18 protein-coding genes are annotated in these 18,494 nt (G+C 52.9%); 11 read left to right on the top strand and 7 right to left on the bottom strand.

Annotation, left to right across the window (positions count from 1 at the left end; genetic code table 11):
* Window positions 1–16: 16 nt before the first annotated feature.
* From GO013_RS00385 to GO013_RS00370, 4 genes are all read left to right on the top strand, one after another.
* Window positions 17–739, top strand: a complete 723-nt coding sequence (locus GO013_RS00385; RefSeq protein ID WP_163808061.1) for a lysophospholipid acyltransferase family protein — start codon at window positions 17–19, stop codon at window positions 737–739.
* A 3-nt stretch (window positions 740–742) separates the two neighbouring features.
* Window positions 743–2,407 (top strand): ribonuclease J, encoded by a 1,665-nt coding sequence (locus GO013_RS00380; RefSeq protein WP_163808060.1) that lies wholly within the window; start codon window positions 743–745, stop codon window positions 2,405–2,407.
* A gap of 76 nt (window positions 2,408–2,483) precedes the next feature.
* Entirely contained in the window at window positions 2,484–2,954 is a 471-nt protein-coding gene (locus tag GO013_RS00375) for a tetratricopeptide repeat protein (protein WP_163808059.1), read from the top strand.
* Between the two features lie 66 nt (window positions 2,955–3,020).
* Window positions 3,021–3,488, top strand: coding sequence for a hypothetical protein (locus GO013_RS00370; protein ID WP_163808058.1), 468 nt, complete (start codon window positions 3,021–3,023; stop codon window positions 3,486–3,488).
* Between the two features lie 165 nt (window positions 3,489–3,653).
* Here GO013_RS00370 and GO013_RS00365 read toward each other — a convergent pair whose 3' ends face one another.
* Both GO013_RS00365 and GO013_RS00360 read right to left on the bottom strand, forming a co-directional pair.
* A complete protein-coding gene (locus GO013_RS00365; RefSeq protein ID WP_163808057.1) occupies window positions 3,654–4,970 on the bottom strand; it encodes an L-serine ammonia-lyase, iron-sulfur-dependent, subunit alpha in 1,317 nt (438 codons plus the stop codon).
* Window positions 4,971–4,976: 6 nt separating this feature from the next.
* Entirely contained in the window at window positions 4,977–5,498 is a 522-nt protein-coding gene (locus tag GO013_RS00360; RefSeq protein WP_163808056.1) for a hypothetical protein, read from the bottom strand.
* Between the two features lie 187 nt (window positions 5,499–5,685).
* Here GO013_RS00360 and GO013_RS00355 point away from each other — a divergent pair, with 187 nt between their 5' ends.
* Both GO013_RS00355 and GO013_RS00350 read left to right on the top strand, forming a co-directional pair.
* Complete coding sequence (locus tag GO013_RS00355; protein ID WP_163808055.1) at window positions 5,686–7,437, top strand: chloride channel protein; 1,752 nt, start codon at window positions 5,686–5,688, stop codon at window positions 7,435–7,437.
* 86 nt (window positions 7,438–7,523) lie between these two features.
* Complete coding sequence (locus GO013_RS00350; RefSeq protein ID WP_163808054.1) at window positions 7,524–8,045, top strand: hypothetical protein; 522 nt, start codon at window positions 7,524–7,526, stop codon at window positions 8,043–8,045.
* 77 nt (window positions 8,046–8,122) lie between these two features.
* Here GO013_RS00350 and GO013_RS00345 read toward each other — a convergent pair whose 3' ends face one another.
* From GO013_RS00345 to gcvH, 5 genes are all read right to left on the bottom strand, one after another.
* Window positions 8,123–8,569, bottom strand: a complete 447-nt coding sequence (locus tag GO013_RS00345; RefSeq protein ID WP_163808053.1) for a YhcH/YjgK/YiaL family protein — start codon at window positions 8,567–8,569, stop codon at window positions 8,123–8,125.
* Window positions 8,566–9,930: an FAD-dependent oxidoreductase gene (locus GO013_RS00340; protein ID WP_163808052.1), complete on the bottom strand. Its 1,365-nt coding sequence runs from the start codon at window positions 9,928–9,930 to the stop codon at window positions 8,566–8,568. Before GO013_RS00340 ends, GO013_RS00345 begins: the two co-directional genes overlap by 4 nt.
* Window positions 9,920–11,362, bottom strand: a complete 1,443-nt coding sequence (gene gcvPB, locus GO013_RS00335) for an aminomethyl-transferring glycine dehydrogenase subunit GcvPB (protein WP_163808051.1) — start codon at window positions 11,360–11,362, stop codon at window positions 9,920–9,922. The genes GO013_RS00340 and gcvPB overlap by 11 nt, the downstream gene beginning before the upstream one ends.
* Window positions 11,359–12,693 carry an aminomethyl-transferring glycine dehydrogenase subunit GcvPA gene (gcvPA, locus tag GO013_RS00330; protein WP_163808050.1) on the bottom strand — a complete coding sequence of 445 codons (1,335 nt, stop codon included), beginning with the start codon at window positions 12,691–12,693 and terminating at the stop codon, window positions 11,359–11,361. The genes gcvPB and gcvPA overlap by 4 nt, the downstream gene beginning before the upstream one ends.
* A gap of 76 nt (window positions 12,694–12,769) precedes the next feature.
* Complete coding sequence (gcvH, locus tag GO013_RS00325; protein WP_163808049.1) at window positions 12,770–13,150, bottom strand: glycine cleavage system protein GcvH; 381 nt, start codon at window positions 13,148–13,150, stop codon at window positions 12,770–12,772.
* A 312-nt stretch (window positions 13,151–13,462) separates the two neighbouring features.
* Between gcvH and GO013_RS00320 the strand changes: the two genes are divergently transcribed.
* The 5 genes from GO013_RS00320 to GO013_RS00300 all read left to right on the top strand — a co-directional run bounded on the left by GO013_RS00320 (window position 13,463) and on the right by GO013_RS00300 (window position 18,463).
* Window positions 13,463–14,158: a methyltransferase domain-containing protein gene (locus GO013_RS00320; protein ID WP_163808048.1), complete on the top strand. Its 696-nt coding sequence runs from the start codon at window positions 13,463–13,465 to the stop codon at window positions 14,156–14,158.
* A 12-nt stretch (window positions 14,159–14,170) separates the two neighbouring features.
* Window positions 14,171–14,590, top strand: a complete 420-nt coding sequence (gene nikR, locus GO013_RS00315) for a nickel-responsive transcriptional regulator NikR (protein ID WP_163808047.1) — start codon at window positions 14,171–14,173, stop codon at window positions 14,588–14,590.
* A 58-nt stretch (window positions 14,591–14,648) separates the two neighbouring features.
* Window positions 14,649–15,425: a GTP cyclohydrolase FolE2 gene (gene folE2, locus GO013_RS00310; RefSeq protein WP_163808046.1), complete on the top strand. Its 777-nt coding sequence runs from the start codon at window positions 14,649–14,651 to the stop codon at window positions 15,423–15,425.
* Window positions 15,426–15,645: 220 nt separating this feature from the next.
* Complete coding sequence (locus GO013_RS00305) at window positions 15,646–17,076, top strand: FAD-dependent oxidoreductase (RefSeq protein ID WP_343219510.1); 1,431 nt, start codon at window positions 15,646–15,648, stop codon at window positions 17,074–17,076.
* 370 nt (window positions 17,077–17,446) lie between these two features.
* On the top strand, window positions 17,447–18,463 hold the full coding sequence (locus GO013_RS00300) for a sigma-54 dependent transcriptional regulator (protein WP_163808044.1): 1,017 nt from the start codon (window positions 17,447–17,449) through the stop codon (window positions 18,461–18,463).
* The last annotated feature ends 31 nt before the right edge of the window (window positions 18,464–18,494 follow it).

Here is an 18,494-nt window from a genome sequence, read left to right as displayed (position 1 = left end):
ACAATAAGGAAAGTGAATGCTTCGACGTATATTTTTTGTTCTCAATCTTTGGATAGTCACGGTTTTTTATAGCCGGAAGATGTTGACGGTTGATCCTGTCAACTCCACACCTGAAGAGTATGATCGTTGGGGGCTGGCCTGGGGCCATGCCGCGGTCAAATTATCCGGCATCACGATTGAAGCGGATATGGGTGATGTAGATCCTCAAGGTCATTATGTTTTTATTTGTAATCATCAGTCAAATCTCGATATTCCCGTTTTGTTCGATATGCTCAAGGGCAATCGAATTCGATTTGTCGCCAAGAAGAGCCTGTTTCAGATTCCTATCTATGGGAAAGCGTTGGCCCATGCCGGGCATATCTGCGTTGACCGGGAAAACCGTCGTGCGGCCATGAAGTCCTTGAATGAGGCCGTGGAGACCGCGAAGAACGGCATCTCTCCGGTTATTTTCCCGGAGGGGACACGGAATACCGAGCTTGAAGATCTGATGGAATTCAAGATTGGTGGTATTATTATCGCCTTGAAGTCCGGCTTGCCGGTGGTGCCTATTGTCATGACCAACACTGGTCTGGTTATGGGAAAGGGACAGATGATCATTGACAACCGTCCGGTGGTTCGAGTCAAGGCGCTTCCCATTATCGACCCATCGGCGTATACGCTCAAGGATCGAGAGAAATTCAAGGACGATTTGCGTGAAATGATGCGTTCGGCCTACAAGGAACTGCTGGCACAAGGATAAATGATGGGAGACTCGACAGAACCGACACTGAGCCTCTTGCCCCTCGGGGGCCTTGGCGAAATCGGCATGAATTGCATGTTGTACAAGACGCATTCTTCCATGGTTATGGTGGATTGTGGTCTTATGTTTCCTGAAGATTACCATTTCGGTGTGGACGTGGTCATTCCCTGTTTTGATTACGTGCTCAAGAACAAACGCATGTTACACGGCATTGTCCTGACCCATGGGCACGAAGACCACATCGGGGCTTTACCCTGGTTGTTGCAAAATGTGGATGTGCCTGTCTATGGATCTGAATTTACTCTCGGCCTGGTTGAGAATAAACTCAAGGAACATGATTTGGACCGTTGGGCCGATCTGCGTCCTGTCAGACCGTATGACCGGGTGCTTTTGGGCGATTTTAGGTTCAATTTCATTCCGGTATGTCATTCAATTATCGAAGGCTTTGGTTTGGGAATCGAGACCCCGGCCGGACGTATTGTCCATACCGGAGATTTCAAGATCGATCGAAATCCACTCGGTGGACACGCCACGGATTTGGCCGCATTCCGGGATTTTTCCAAGGATGGCGTGCTGCTCATGTTGTCGGATTCTACCAATGTGGAGACCGAAGGTTTTGCCTTGACCGAGCGTGAAATCAAGGTGTCGTTGCGTGAAATTTTTTCCAAGGCCAAAGGCCGTATTCTTGTTTCTCTTTTTTCCAGCCATATTCAGCGGATACAGGAAGTTTTTGATTTGGCGGATGCCGAAGGCCGAAAGGTGGGCATCTCGGGCAAATCTTTGCACCGGAATATTGAGCTGGCATTGGATCAGGGACACCTCAAACTCCCGAAAGGTATACTGATCGATTTGGATTGCCTGGATGAGTATGGCGATTCCGAATTGGTGCTTTTGGTAACTGGTTCACAGGGAGAGCCGTTGGCCGCATTGTCTCGGATGGCCATGGGTGAGCATCGACAACTGACGGTCAAGCCGGATGACCTGGTCATTCTTTCATCCCGTTTCATTCCGGGCAATGTCAAGGCGATCAATCGGGTTATCAACAATTTGTATCGATTGGGGGCCGAAGTCCTTTATGAAAAGATGTACGGTATTCATGCCTCCGGCCATGCTCATGCCGGGGAGTTGACGCTCATGCTGGAAACCGTGCGGCCGGAATATTTTGTCCCGGTACATGGTGAATATCGGCATTTGGTCAAACACCGTCGTTTGGCCGTGGAATGTGGGGTGGAGGCTGAAAAATCCCTGGTCGTGGAAAATGGGCAACCCATAACATTTGACGAAGAGGGATCTCTGGTCCTTGCTCCCCGTTTCTCGGCTGAAAAGATTTTGGTCGATGGCAAGGGCGTTGGTGACGTGGGACAGAGTGTGCTCAAGGAACGGCAACTGCTGGCTGGTGAAGGCATGGTTATCGTGGTCATGGTGGTGGACGAAGCCACTGGCGAAATTTCCATGGGACCGGATATCATGAGTAAGGGCTTTGTGTTCGAACAGCAGTATATGCACCTTCTGGAAGATGCGAAATGCATCATTTTTGATGTTCATGAAAACATTCAGCCGGGTGACACGACCAAACTCAAGGAACGTATTCGTTCCGCTCTTCGCCGATTTTTCCGCAAGGTATTGGGACGCGATCCTGTTGTGGTTCCACTGGTCATTTCCATATAGGTATCTGGACTTTACAGTCACGATACGCTAGATAGTGTATTGATGAGACGAATCCAAGACCGTGAGGATAAGTGAAATGAAAAAAGTCATGTTTGCAGTGGCGATGGTGTCCATGCTGTTCATGGTTGCCGCATGTGGGGCGCAGAAAAATGAACTTGATGACGGGTATGCACTGGTGAAGCAGGGGGATTGTGCGGGGGCGCAACCATATCTGGATGCGACAATTGCCGATCCTGAACAATTGATGGACTTGGCATATGCCTATTTTTTGAAGGGACAATGCGCTGAAAAGGCCGGTGATTTTGAAGCCGCATACAAGAATTTTTATGGTGCCAAGGTCGTGACGTGTTACGCCGTGAATGAAGAGATACACGTCAATTTCAATACTTATGGGCGGAGCGAATTTTGTGAGCGGATTATTCCCGAGAAGCTGGCCAAGTTGCACAAGCAAATTGGGAATGATCAGACGGTTGAAGCGATTATCAACACAATGGATGAAGTGTTGAACGCACGATATCTCCAACGTTTTCAGAAGCGACTCGATTAGTTTTCATGAACGCCTCGATTACGCCGGGGCGTTTTTTTTATGTGAGGGTGAACACCGGGAGCGACCATGCCGTTGAAAGAGTACACCGTCATTGTTGAGCGACTGCAACAGACCTTGGGGCGGGGATTCGCCGATGAACCGTGGCTGTTGAATCTGCCCGGGAAATCTGTGGTCTGCAAAATCGATCCACATTATTATCTTGCTGTCATGCCTGCCTTTCTCGAAACTTTGGGACGGCTGGGGGGTGTTTTTCCGGATCAGGTCCGTGAAGCGTTGGTCAAGACCGGAAATTTGCTGACCAAGGCACCAGAACGCGATCCGAATTTGCCGTTGACCGTGTCCTGGGGAGGAAAGAGTTTTACCATTCAGGGTGCGTTTGTGGATGCTGATTTTATCGACCGTGCCGTCAAAACCTATGGTGGCTCCGCATCCATCCTTCAAGTGTCTGACCTTAAAATATCTCGAGATGACAAATCTCGCATCGAAACGTTTTTTATCGAAAAAACACCACCACAGGACTTGGCCTATTATTAACGGTCCTGCCTTTTTTTTCTGTAATAGGGCTTCATCCTTCCCTTTCGCGAAGCGACCCAAAAAGTTTTGGAGCGTCCAGAGAAACTTTTTCAAAAGATTCTCTGGTCGTCGAAGACGCCCTCCCGGCGAGGGACCGCCGGCGGCAAAAAACGACCGAAGATCGGATCAAACTTCGTTGAACTGTTTTTCCAACATGATGTTCAGAATGGTCTTGTCTGTTTGAATCATGCCGTCCACAGCCAGCGTGCCGACGTTGCGCATGGTTTCTTCCGGGGATTGACCGATGATGCCGTCGGTGTGATGGACGTTGACACCTTGAAGCGCGAACAGTGCTGCCTGAACCGCTGTGCCCGCAGCCGTGGCGAGCTTGAGCGCACACCCGGTCTTGGCACCGTCGCAAATGATACCGGCCAGATCTTCCATGAGATTCTTGATGGCCCCGGCAATGTGCGTGGCGTCACCGCCGAGCAGAAAGGTGATACCGGCGGTCGCTCCGGCCCCGGCTGCCACGGAACAGCCGCAGATGGCAGAGAGCCTGCCAGTATGCGCTTTGACGTAGGCCGTGATGATGTGAGAGAGGGCGATGGCTTCCAGGACGGACTTGGTCTCGACGTCATCCACATAGTCCTTGATGGCCCAGATGGGCAGGATGGCGGTCAGTCCATGATTGCCGGACCCTGCGGAACTCATGGCGGGGAGCGAGACCCCGGACATGCGCGCATCAGCCGCCGCTGACGCGAGAATTCGGGCTGCCAACATCATGTCTTTTTTGATAAGCCCCTGACGGACGAGGCGTTCGAGTGTTTTGCCGACACCCAGACCAAGACCGTATTTCAAGCCTTGTTCAGCCAACCGCATGTTAACGTCCACACCTTCTTGAAGAAATGCGTAATCCTCGTCGTCTAATTGGTCGGTGAGGGCGATCAGCTCAGTGAGCGAAAGCCCTTTGAGCCATTCTTCCATTTCGGCGACAGGAGAGGGGGCACCTTCTTCCCGGTGCTCGATCAGCGGACTGTTAACCGGCAGACCGTTGAGCGTCAACGACGTGATGTTGTCGTGTAAGTCTTCAATGACGGATTCAGCGATATCGGTCCCGGAAGTTGCTCTGCTTCGAATCAAGAGTCCATGTTGATCCTTGAGTAACGTGATGGTGACCTTGCCGTCAGCAATGGCTTTTTGGGCCGCAGCCACGAAGGTGTCGTTGATGGGTTGCAGAACTTCCAGACGCAAGGCGGGGTCGCCGCCGGTTGCGCCAAGGGCGGCCGCCATATCCAGCCCGGATAGCCCTTTGGCTCCGGGAATGGAAACGGCCAGCCCGTTTTTATAGACATTGGGGTCCACGGCGACTTCGAGCGTGTCAAAGGTCGGTGATGGGAGAAGTGACATGGCTGAGGCCGCGCCAAGCGCAATGGCGACCGGTTCGGTACAGCCGAGTGCCGGGGCGACCTGGATGCTGAGAACGTCTTTGACCGTGAACTGCATGTGATTTTACCTTTTTACGGTGCTTTTGGGACAGGTGTCGCTCATATAACAGACTTCGCAACCGCCCGCATAGGGGTAGGGGGTCAACACTGCGTATTTGCGATTGACCGTGCCCTCGTCGTTCCAGGTCAGATCGAGTTCCTTGAATGCGCTGAGGATGCCTTCACCCGGACGGGGCAGGGGCGCACATTTTCCGGTTTGCAGTTCGGGAACAAGACTTTGGGCGGAACTCATGACCATGGTGATGGCCAGGGCGTGGAAAAGCAGTCCGTTGGTCGGAGAATCTTGCCAGATGCCTTCAATGGTTTCTTCGGCGGCTTCATCGAGAAAGATCAGAACGAATTTGCCTTCACCTTCCGAGTTGGACAATTCATAGGCATTGAGGCTTTCCTGAGCCCATTTGTCCCAAAAGGTTTCGAAGTCCTCAAGGATGTCTCCTTCGATCCGAGTTTCTCCGGCAACTTCCATGAAATACATCATGTCGAATTCTGGCTGGGGGGTCAGGGGGCTAATGTCAAATTTGGGCATGTATCTTCTCCTGAAGGGATGTCGTTTATTGGGGAGGTCTCTGAGTACCTCTTTTCGGGATTCCACTCAAGTTTTACGACTATGCGTTGCGCTCTGGAGGCAAGTCGGGTTATATCTCAATCAAGTTGAAGTATATACGGTGCATGATTTGTCAATATCTCCTGCTAACGTGAACTCTGGAGACTCAATGGCCGTTGAACGGGGTGAACCGCTCTTTCAGAAATTGAAGCGACCGAACATCAGATATTTGCTTCTGGCCGTGCTCATCGGCGTGCTTGCCGGGTACGGTGCCGTTCTTTTCAAATTGGTCCTCAAATTCATGCAATGGGTGTTTTATCAGAATACCAGTGACTTCATGACCTTTGCCACTTCCGTGCCGCTATGGATCAAAATACTCATGCCAGCGGTCGGTGGTCTCGTCGTGGGATTGGTGGTCACCAATTTTGCGGCGGAAGCCAAGGGACATGGCGTCCCCGAGGTCATGCAGGCCATTGCCCTTCGTGGTGGACGGATTCGTAAAAGGGTGGCCGCAGCCAAGATTTTCGCCTCAGCCGTGACCATCGGATCTGGCGGGTCCGTGGGACGGGAAGGGCCAATGGTGCAGATCGGGGCGTCGATCGGGTCGTCCATCGGTCAGGTTTTCAAGACACCCAGTGTACATATGAAAACCATGGTCGGGTGCGGGGCGGCGGCCGGTATTGCCGCGACCTTCAATGCGCCCATTGCCGGCGTCCTGTTCGCTTTGGAAATCATCATCGGCGATTTCGGGGTGATGCAATTTTCTCCGGTGGTGTTGTCTTCGGTGACAGCCACGGCCATATCCCGCTATTATTTTGGAGATTTTCCGCATTTTGATATCCCGGCCTATTCCATTGTCAGCCTGTGGGAATATCTGTTGTATCCGTTGCTCGGCATTGTGTCCGGGCTGGTCGGGCTGTCCTTTACCAAGATTCTCTATTGGTTTGAGGATGGATTTGACGCCATCCCCATTCCCGATTGGATCAAGCCCGCCATCGGCGGTGCGGTGTTGGGCGGGATATTGGCCGTTTTTCCTCAGGTGTTTGGTGTTGGCTATGGGGCCATGAACTTGGCTCTGGTCAACCAGATGGAATTTCAAATTCTGTTTATCCTGATTTTCGTGAAAATTCTGGCTTCGTCCGTGACCCTCGGCTCTGGCGGCTCTGGCGGTATTTTTGCTCCATCACTGTTTCTGGGCTGCATGACTGGCGGAGTCTTCGGTTTTGTGGTGCATTTCCTGTTTCCGACCTCTACCGCCATGCCCGGTGCATATGCGCTGGTCGCCATGGGTGGAGTGGTTGCCGGAACAACCTATGCCCCCATTACCGCCATCCTGATTATTTTCGAGATGACCTCGGATTATTCCATCATCCTGCCGCTCATGCTGACGTGTATCACGGCCACGGTCATGAATTCCATGATTGACCGGGCGTCCATCTATACGACCAAATTGCTTCGGCGGGGGATCGATATCGAAGCCGGACGTGAACGGCATTTGCTCGATCATATTGTGGTGAAAGAGGTCATGACCCGTGATTTCGTGACCATTCCGGCTGCGGCACCCCTGTCGCAGATCATCTGGACGTTCAAGACGGAAAATGCACCATATCTCCATGTTGTTGATGGGGAAAAACGATTGGTTGGTATCATTTCTTTTCGTGATATTCGAGCGGTGCTGAATGAGGAAGGGCTGCTCAATCTGATTATTGCCCATGACATTGCGACGCGGGATCTGGTGACCGTGACCATGGACGACACCGTGCAGGAGGCCTTGGATAAGATTACAGATAGAGGGGTTTCTCAAGTGCCCGTGTTGATATCGGGGCGGGATAGACAGTTGGCTGGAACCCTGACTGAGCACGCGATCAATGCGGCGTACAATTCCGCGATCGTCAAGGAAGAGCTTGCCGGAAGACGGTGATTTGATTTTGATTGAGTGGTGTGGGCGTTTGTGCTACTTCCGTGCCTTCAATTATCTATCTGGCATTTTTTTTAAGGAAAGCGAATATGAGTGAGATCAGGATATCCGTGACATTGTCCCTGGATGAAAAGCATCCCGAGGACGGATATATCGATTTTAATTTGTCGGTTGATGGGCAGTATCTGCACGATGCCGGGGTGTATATCGACCCGGTGGACCTGGTTTCTTCGGCCACGATGGCCGGTGAGTTTTTCATTTATACCTGTGATTGCGGGAATCCAGCCTGTCAGGGAATTGATGAGGGCGTGATGGTTTCGCATACCGACGACGTGGTCATTTGGAAGCTCAAGAACCCCATAGCATGGCCTCCGGGTGAACCCAAACCGGAATGGAGCCATGATGCGAAGTTCGTTTTTCCCAAAGAACTGTATGTGCAACAGGTGGCCATTGCCCTTGATCATGCCAAGCGGTTGGTGCGGGGGCTCACTCTTTCCGGTGAATTGTGGGTCGGGCCGGATTTAACCGTGGAAGCCCTGATGGCGTTGGAAATCCCTCGACAGGAAGAATCTTTTTTTGCGCTTGAACCGGAAGGTCGTGCGCTGCATTAAGCGGTCGTCGATACTGTCTGCGATGAAAAAACGGGAAGCCTCTTTTGGAGACTTCCCGTTTTTTTGTGGTCAAGTTGTTAGATTTTAATTTTGAGAATGATTTTGTGTAAGAAACCATCTGAGATTGTGGGGAGATGTCCATCTCCCGGAAAGTAGATGGCGAACATGCCGGGAGTGACATCGGTCCAGACCGTCGGCTCGTCATCGTAAAAGGCGAGATCCTTGTCCGGGTCGGACGCCTCATTTGCAGGGCCGAGGGCCGTGCGCGCCTTCCACCCCATGTGATCAACGCCATCGACAACATATTGAATGTCGATGAATTGGTCATGGGTTTCGATGGAGGCTTCATCTGGTGTGCGGCCGGGACCTTTGGCGATCCAGGCATAGGAATCGCCGTCATTGAGATCATGGCGGCCTTCCGGTAGCGAGGTCAGATCGGTCCGCCGCAACAGGGCAAAGGCCGCTGCAAAGTCCGGGTGCAAGTCAATATAGGTATTGGCGTTATCCAAATGGTCGAGTATCATTGAATATCCTTTCGTTCAGCCTTGAGAGCCATGAAGAGGGCTTCGTCCAGTGACGGGTGGGAGAAGATGATCGAATGGATATCTTCGGCAGTCCAGCCCTGTTGAACGATGATGGTTGCCGCCGTTACCAGTCTGGACACATCGTGCCCCACGGCGGTAATGCCGACAATTTTTCCACCGGACCAGATCACTTTGACGAATCCCTGCGTGGCCGCATGGGCCTGTGCCATGGGATTGGCGGCCAATTGCGCGCGCGATGTCTGGCAGGTGCTGTTGTCCTTGAGAAACGCTTCGTTTTCCATGGTGCCGACACGCATGGCCTCGGGAGCACCGTACAAGACGCTTGGCACTGGCCCGGACGTGTAAGCTGCGTCGGTTTTTCTCGCAATGAGAGCGGCCACATAGTGGGCCTGATGGGTTGCGGCATGGGCGAGCTGCATGATGCCGTTGGCATCGCCGATGGCATAGATATCCGGTGCGGCCATGAGATGGTCGTTCACCTGTATCTGGTTGAATTTCAGGGTGACACCCGCTTCTTCAAGGCCGATACCTTGGGTGACCGGACCACGGCCCACTGCGACCAGTGCCTTGTCAGCAGTTATCTGTTCACCTGAGTCGAGTGTCAGGACGGCCTTGCCGTCCACGGTGCGGACACCGGACACGCGTTTTTCCAGCAGGATATTCCATTTCCACCGTTTGAAGGTGGAACGTAATGCCTTGGACACCTCGGGGTCCTCCAACGGGGCCACACGGTCCATGGCATCCACCACCGTGACCTGTGCGCCGAACCGGTGGGCGACCTGCGCCATTTCCAGTCCGATGAATCCCGCGCCGACCACGATGAGTGATTCGGGCATGGTTCCCATGGCAAGGAACATGTCGGAATCAAGCACGCAGTCGTTGTCCGGCTCCAGGCCTGGAAAGAAAATGGGTTTGGACCCGGTGGCGACAACGAGTTTTTTATATTCGAGGGAGTGCTCGCCGTCGGGAGTGGCGATGGAAAGTGTGCCTTTTCCGGCAAGCGAGCCTGTGCCTTCGATGTATTCGATACCAAGTTTCTTGAGCTGCATGACCATGGCTTTGCGGGTGCCGGTCAGGTGTTTGCCCACCCGGCCCTGCAACGCGGCGAAATCCACATGGATTTCGCCGGATGCGACTTTCATCTTGGCCTGGTTATGCAGTTCATCAATGGCAGACGTTGCTCCGAGCCAAAGCTTGGTCGGGATGCACCCTCGGTTAAGGCAGGTGCCGCCCAGAACGTCCTTTTCCACCAGCGCGACCGACAGGCCGTGTCCGGCGGCTTCAACGGCACAGTCAAACCCTCCCGGGCCTGAGCCGAGGACCACGAGATCATAAATCATCAGTCAGCTCCATGGCGCGGGCGGCTGTGGTTTCGTCCAGACGGGTCACAGGCAGATTGACCGGTGCCGAGGTCAGGGCCTCGGGATTGGTATCCACTGTCTCCGCCAACTCGATGAGATCATCAATGAATTGGTCGAGTGTTGCCTTGTTTTCGGTTTCGGTCGGCTCGATCATGATCGCTTCGGGGACGATGAGCGGGAAGTAAATGGTCGGGGCGTGGTGGCCCTTGTCGAGCAATCCCTTGGCAAAGTCCAGAGCGCGTACGCCTTTCTTGGCTTGAGCCGATGCGCTGGCAACGAATTCGTGCATACAAATGCGATCGTAAGGGACTTCAAAGTGGTCGCTTAAGCGCTTGCGCATGTAGTTGGCAGCCAGCACCGCGTTTTCCGAAGCACGTGTCAGACCAGTGCCTCCCAGTCGCAGGATGTAGGCGTATGCCTTCAGGTACACGCCGAAGTTGCCATAGAACGGGGCGACGTAGCCGATGGATTTCGGGTGATTGTAATCAAGGAAGTATTGGCCGTCTTCCTGTTTTGCAACCCGGGAAATGGGCAGGTAGGGCACCAGCCGTTCGGAAACGCCCACCGGACCAGAACCGGGACCGCCTCCACCGTGCGGGGTGGCCATGGTTTTGTGGAGATTCCAGTGAACCACGTCAAAACCGACATCTCCCACGCGCATTTTGCCCATGATGGCATTCAGGTTCGCACCATCGTAATACAGCAGCGCGTCCACTTTTCGGAGCATCTTGACGATCTCTGGCAGATGTTTTTCAAAGAGTCCCAAGGTGTTGGGGCACGTCATCATCATGCCAGCCACTTCGTCGTCCAACACTTCGGCCAGTGCGTCGGGATCAACAATACCGTCCTTGGATTCGATGGAGACGATATCATATCCCGCGATGGTGGCCGAGGCCGGGTTGGTCCCGTGGGCTGAATCCGGGATGATAATTTTGGTTTTCTTGTTACCCTTGTCCCGGTGGTAGGCTGCGATGAGCATGACCCCGGTCAGCTCGCCATGCGCTCCGGCCATGGGATGCATGGTGTATGCGGCCATGCCGGTGATTTCCGCCAGCAGGCGTTCGGTTTCGTACATGACTTCGAGCGCGCCCTGACAGAGTCCGCCCGCACCTTGCAACTGCGGCAGGACCGGGTGCAGCCGGGTGAATCCGGGCAGACCGGCCACGATTTCGGTGAATTTGGGATTGTACTTCATGGTACATGATCCCAAGGGATAGAAATTGCCGTCCACACCGTAGTTGGACTGGGACAGTTTGGTGAAGTGACGCACCACATCCAATTCACTGGCAGAAGGCAGGCCGATGGTACCGTCTCGCAGCAATTCGGAGGGAATATAGGCTTCTTCGGCAATACCTTCGCAGGGCCAGCATCCTTCGCGTCCGGCTACGGATTTTTCGAATATGGTTTTCATTTGAGTGCTCCCTTGAGCATCTCGGCAAAGATGCCGATATGTTCTTCACTGGTTTTTTCGGTGCAGGCAACGAGCAGTCCGTTTTCCAGCCCTTCATAGTAGCGACCCAGCGGGAATCCGGGCACGTAGCCCCGTGCCGTGAGTTTGGCGATGGCATCAAAGGCGTTGGTGGGCAGGGTGATGGCGAATTCGTTGCCGAACGGTCCCTGTGTCAACATGTCCACACCGTCGATGGCGGTGAGTCTTTCGGCACAGATATGGGCGCGTTCGATGGACAGTCTGGCTGCCCGTTTCATGCCCTGTTCACCCAGTGCGCACATGTGGACCAGCGCACGCAAGGCACACAGTGATTGGTTGGAGCAGATATTGGATGTCGCTTTCTGACGACGGATGTGCTGTTCGCGAGCCTGGAGTGTCAACACGTAGCCGGTCCGGCCTTCGGAATCCTTGGTCCGGCCAACCATGCGGCCCGGCATTTGACGGACCATCTTTTTGGTACAGGTCATGATGCCGAGGTAGGGCCCACCGAACGACAAGGGCAGCCCGAGCGATTGCCCTTCGGCCACTGCGATGTCGGCTCCCATGTCGCCAGGTGTTTTCAGCAGAGTCTGAAGGACCGGATATGATGAGATGATCGACACGGCCTTCTGGGCCTTGGCTGCGGCAAACAACGTCGTGAAGTCGTTGATGGAGCCGAAGAAGTTCGGGTTTTGTACCAACAGGGCGGCGGTTTCGCTGTCGATGGCGTTTTTCAATCCTTCGATGTCGGTCATGCCGTTCTTGTGCGGCACAGTGACCAACTTGACGTCGAGGTTGGACGTATAGGAATCGAGCATGACCCGGTAAATGGGGTTCAGTGCTTCGGAGACCACGATCTTGCGGCGTTTGGTCTTGCGAACGGCCATCATCATGGCTTCGTACAGTGCGGTTCCGCCGTCGTAGACAGACGCATTGGCATAGGTCATGCCGAGCAGGCGGGTCACTGCGGTCTGATATTCGAAAATAGCCTGGAGCGTGCCTTGGGACGCTTCGGGCTGATACGGCGTGTAGGCCGTGTAAAATTCTCCGCGCATGGTGAGCGCATCGACTGCCGCCGGGATATAGTGGTCATAGAACCCGGCTCCCAGGAAACTGATCCTGTCCGTGGCGTTTTTGGCGGCCATGGCTTCGAGTTTGGAGAGGACCTCCATCTCGCTCAACCCCTCGGGCAGATCAAAGCTTTTGGGGCGCATGTCTTCCGTTATCTCGGCAAAGAGAGCGTCCACGGAATCGACACCGATGGTGGCGAGCATTTCCCGGACTTCATCTTCAGTATGAGGAACATACGGCATAGTTGTACCTACTGATGTAATACGTGGTGATGAAAGAAGAAGGCCGGAGCGTGTGCCCCGGCCTTGAAAGTTCCCGTTAGTGGGCTTCGGATTCGACGACCTCGGTGTATGCCTCGGCGTCCAGCAACCCCTCTGGGGTGCCTTTTATCTTGAATTTGAGCATCCAGCCTTCGCCGTATGGCTCTTCATTGACTTTTTCGGGAGCGTCTTCGAGCGCCGTGTTGATCTCAACGACTTCGCCCGTCACCGGAGCGTAAATTTCGCTGGCGGCCTTGACGGATTCGACAGAACCCATTTCGGAACCGGCTTCAAAGGTGTCGCCGACTTCGGGCAGCTCGACAAAGGTCAGGTCGCCGAGTTGTTCCTGGGCAAAGTGAGAAATGCCAACAGTTGCAATTTCGCCTTCAACCATGACCCATTCATGGGATTTGGCGTACAAAAGATCTTTGGGAATCATATCGTCTCCTTTTCTGGAAAAAGTGGCTTTGCAGTAGTTTTAGATGGCTGTCCTTACCATGGGTTTTGTCTTTTGGAAATTGTAAAAAAAATGACGTTTTCGTGGGTTTTATTTTGTGCCATTTGAGAAAAAAAATAAACCGCCAAAAACCTGACGGCTGAAATGGATTCGTTTTTGAAAAAAATCAATATATTAAAGTTATACTGGCTTTTCTGTATATATATGTAGTCATACTAATCGGTTGCTACTGGCACGGAAGGTATTACGAATTGTATTGACGATAACACGAGTGGGGCGTATCTTTTTTCGCCTATGACGAAAGAAATCAAAAAGAGTCCGGTTGATGACCCCTTTTCCTTCCCTGATCCCGGTTCGCAAGTGCGTGTCGAGGTGGAGGGAAAGACCTGGCTTCTCGACCGGGCCGCTGATCTGGAAGCCCTCTGGGACCAGATGGACGAAGCCGATCTCGGCGACGACGACAGGGTGCCGTACTGGGCTGAAGTCTGGCCAGCGAGCGTGTTGCTTGGGCGACACATCGTGCGGAACACGGACCGTTTGCGGGGCAGGAAGTGCCTTGATCTCGGTTGCGGGTTGGGATTGACCGGCATGATCGCCAGTTCGGTCGGCGCGGACGTGGTGGCGTTTGATTACGAGTGGCCCGCAGTTCGTTTTGCCCGCCATAATGCTGACCTAAACGGTGTCCCTCATCCGTTATGGATGGTCATGGATTGGCGACAGCCCGCACTTCCAGCCGCATCCTTCGAGTATATGTGGGGTGGAGACATTCTGTATGAAAAGCGGTTTTTCGAACCGTTGATGCAGCTGTTTCGTCATGCGCTCAAGCCCGGTGGTTCCATCTGGATCGGTGAGCCGGTGCGCACGGTCTCCCGCCCGGTCTGGGACGAGTTGCGAGCGCAGGGATTCGCCCCTGTCAAGATAACAGTGGAAAAAGTGGCCCTGTGCGGCCAGAATCAAACAGTGAATCTGTGGGAAATCACAATTCCCTGAGTGGAGGAAATCATGGGCAAGACAATACGATTTGGCGTTTCGCTTGATTCGGATCTGTTGAGTAAGTTTGACAGTCATTGTGAGGAACGCAGTTATCAGACCCGGTCCGAGGCCATTCGCGACCTGATTCGCAATACATTGGTACAGCGGGAGTGGGAGCAGGCCGAGGGCGATCTGGCTGGAACATTGACTCTGGTCTACGATCATCATAAGTCCGGGCTGTCTCAACGGTTGACCGAGATTCAACATGACCATCACGATGTCATCCAGTCCTCGCTGCATGTGCATTTGGATCACCATAACTGCCTGGAAGTCATTATCCTCAAAGGGGATGCTGATATCATCAAGGCATTGGGACAAAAACTGATCTCGACCAAAGGGGTCAAGCACGGAAACCTTGCGTTGACCACCACTGGAAAGAACTTGATCTAGAACCGAAGTTCCTTGCCTGCAATCGAGGCGGGACAGGACTGCCGGAGGCTGTATTTTCATGGAAGATGTTCAGAAGCAGCAAGCCACGATCGCCATGCCCATCGACCGGGTGGGCGTCAAGGGCCTGCGTCATCCCATAATTGTTCGGGATAAGGAATCCGGCACCCAGCACACGGTTGCTGATGTTTCCCTGTCCGTGGATTTGCCCGCTGAATTCAAGGGCACGCATATGAGCCGTTTTGTCGAGGCCCTGAAACATTGGTCAGGCGATCTCGATTACACCTCGTTTCGGACATTGCTCGAAGATGTCGTGGTCCGACTTCAGGCCAGGAGTGCCCATGTCCGCTTCGTTTTTCCCTATTTTCAACACAAGCGTTCGCCCAAGAGCGGGGCATCGTGCCTGATGGATTATACCTGTCGTGTGGATGGGTATCTCAAGGACGGCGAATTGCGGTTCACGCTCGGTGCGGATGTGCCGGTCATGACGGTCTGTCCCTGTTCCTTGGCCATTTCCGATCAGGGAGCGCATTCGCAGCGGGCTGAAATTCGCATCCGAACCAGGTTTCATGGTTTTCTGTGGTTGGAAGATCTCATCGAGATCGGTGAATCCGCCGGGTCCAGTCCGGTCTATTCCCTGCTCAAACGCGAGGATGAAAAATTTGTCACGGAGTCGTCGTTTGACAATCCGATGTTCGTGGAAGACGTGGTGCGCGCCGTGGCAAAAGGCCTTTCCGATCATCCGCAGGTCGATTGGTACACGGTCGAAGTGGAAAGCTTTGAATCCATTCACAATCATTCCGCATTTGCCGTTGTGAACAGTACCCCCTCCGAATAGCGTGCGGTTTATTTTTGAAAGTGAGTCTGAACATAGGGGATGATCGGCCGAGGTCAAAGCGGTTTGAGCGTCCCTTTTTTTGTCGTGACTACGGTCTTTTCTGGTGGTGGGGAGCGTCGTTATTTTCTCTGGACGTGAGGGGTTGACACCGTCGCAATTCCTGTCATACGGTCGATCATGGCCCGTCTGCGTGAACTCCTTTTTTTGAGAGTTTGCCCCAGTGCGGGCCATACTTGCGAGATACAGAGAGGATACAATGAACAAGGCAATCAAGACTGCGTATGATGTGATTATCGTTGGTGGAGGTCCGGCCGGACTCTTTGCCGCGTACTACCTGGCGGAACATTCCGACCTGGATGTATTACTTATAGATAAGGGCAAATTGTCGTTGAAGCGAAATTGTCCGCTGTCCGGCGATCAGGAGTGCATCAAATGTCAGCCCTGCAATATCCTGTGCGGTGTGGGGGGAGCCGGGCTGTTCTCGGACGGCAAACTGAATTTCATTCACAAGCTTGGCAAGACTGATCTGACCCAATTCGTGGGCGTGACCGAGGCCCATGCGCTGATTGAGGAAACCGAAGCCATTTTCAACCGTTTCGGGATGGATGGTCAGGTTTTCCCCACAGATATGGACAAGGCCAAGGATGTCCGCAAGGACGCCCGCAAGCATGGCATTGACCTGCTCGTCATCAAGCAGAAACATCTGGGAAGTGACAATCTGCCTGGGCATATCGCTGTCATGGCCGATTATCTTCGGGAGAAGGGTGTCACGTTCCACACCTCCGAAAATGTGAAGGACGTGGTTGTGGACAAGGGTAGGGTCACCGGCGTGGTCACCAGTAAGGGGACCTACACAGCCAACAATGTCATTTTGGCTCCGGGGCGCGTGGGGGCCGAATGGGTCGGCCATGTGGTGCAGAACCATGGAATCAACGTGTCCCAGCGTGGCATCGAAGTCGGTGTGCGTGTCGAGGTCCACAACGAGATCATGCAGGATTTGTGTTCTGTGATCTATGATCCGACATTTTTTGTGCGGACCAATAAATATGATGACCAGACCCGGACCTTCTGTACCAATTATGGTGGGTTTGTGGCGCTGGAAAATTATCAGGATTTCGTGTGTGTCAACGGACACGCCCTGATGAATACGAAGTCCGAAAATACCAATTTCGCCTTTTTATCCAAGGTTGTCTTGAATGATCCTGTCGAGGACAATCAGGCGTATGGCGAATCCATTGGGCGACTGGCGACCTTGATTGGTGGTGGTAAGCCCATTTTACAACGGTTTGGCGATTTGCGTCGGGGACGGCGGTCCACGTGGGATCGTATAGGTAACGGTTACATTGAACCGACCATGAAGAACGTGGTTCCGGGCGATATTGCCATGGCCTTGCCGGAACGAATTTTGACCAATCTCATGGATGGTTTGGAGCAGCTCAATAACGTGGTTCCGGGCGTGTCCAATGATGAAACCCTGCTGTATGCGCCTGAGATCAAGTTCTTTGCCACGCAGGTGGACACTCGTGAACATTTGGAAACCAGTGTTGAAGGACTGTTCGTTGCCGGGGATGGCCCTGGTGTGGCTGGTAATATTGTCGGTGCTGCGGCCACGGCTCTTATTCCGGCCAAGGAAATTCTCAAACGACAGTAATTGGATGAGTTCTTCTTTCCGAGATCGACAGTACTGCGTATCGGAAGGGTAAAGTTGTTTTAGAAAGAGATGAATTGTTTGGTGAGGGTCGGTACGGATGTCTGTCCGTATCGACCCTTTTTTTTGGGCGGTGTGCTTTTTGCAAATCGACTGGGATTCGCCCGCAGACTGCTGTTTGCAGTGGGGGCGGCTGTGGTTTTTGTTGTGCTATTCGTTATCGAATCCATTGTTTTTTCTGTTTTTTTTGCCAAATTTTCCGCAATGCGTTGACATACTGTCAGTTTGTTGACAGTAAAAATGTGTTATCGAAGTAATAATTGCAGATTGGATCAATTTGCTTGAAGAATAGGCATGTGATTTTGGAGGAGAGATGGGATTGAATCTGGATGGCATAATCGGCAATAGCCCCGCTCTGGCAAGTGTTTTCAGGGTGTTGGGAAAAGTTGCCCCCACAGATAGTACCGTGCTGGTCACTGGTGAGTCAGGCACAGGCAAGGAACTGCTTGTCAGGGCCTTGCATGAGAATAGTGCCCGCCGCAATAGACCGTTTGTGCCTATCAATTGTGGTGCTATCCCGAGGGAATTGTTGGAATCCGAACTCTTTGGCCATGAAAAGGGTGCGTTTACCCATGCCATACGATCTCGTCCGGGTCGGTTTGAGTTGGCGGATGGCGGGACGATTTTTCTTGACGAGATCGGAGATATGGATCTTTCGCTGCAAGTCAAGATTCTCCGTGCGCTTCAGGAAAAAGAGATCGAACGCGTTGGCGGCACCTCTATCAAGAAGGTGGATGTCCGGGTTGTGGCCGCGACAAATCGAGACCTTGAAAAAGAGGTCGAAGCCGGACGTTTTCGCGAAGATTTGTTTTATCGGTTGAATGTTATTCCTCTGCATGTGCCGGCCTTGCGGAAACGGGGGAATGATATCTTATTGCTGGCAGAACATTTTTTATGCAGCCAGTGCGCCAGAAAAGCTCGGAAGAAATTGAATGTTTCCAAGAAGGCTCAGGAAATGCTATTGTCCTATTCCTGGCCCGGCAATGTCCGTGAACTAGAAAATTTCATGGAACGTCTCTCTATCCTTTGTGATGGATGCCAGGTCTTGCCGGAAGATTTGCCTGACAAGATTTTTGAAGATATCGGCGAGTGCCCTTTGAAAAAGATCGAGTCGTTTCAGCCTGTTGTTCCAGCAGGTTTCGCCTGGCCTCATTTGAAGGACCTGCGGGACAGGAATATGAAGCTCAAGGAATTTCTGGAAAAGATCGAAGGCCATTTATTGACCGAAGCCCTGGAGCAGGCGGGCGGCGTGAAAAACAAGGCCGCTGAGTTGGTCGGTATCAAACGAACGACATTGATCGAGAAATTGAAAAAACGGGATTTGTTGTAAATCAGGTGTGCTGGTCCGGAAATGAGTGGCC

It is taken from the genome of Pseudodesulfovibrio sp. JC047 (genome assembly GCF_010468615.1).
Classification (GTDB): Bacteria; Desulfobacterota; Desulfovibrionia; order Desulfovibrionales; family Desulfovibrionaceae; genus Pseudodesulfovibrio.
Note: the sequence above shows the minus strand (reverse complement) of the source record. Positions and strands in the feature narration are given on the sequence as shown.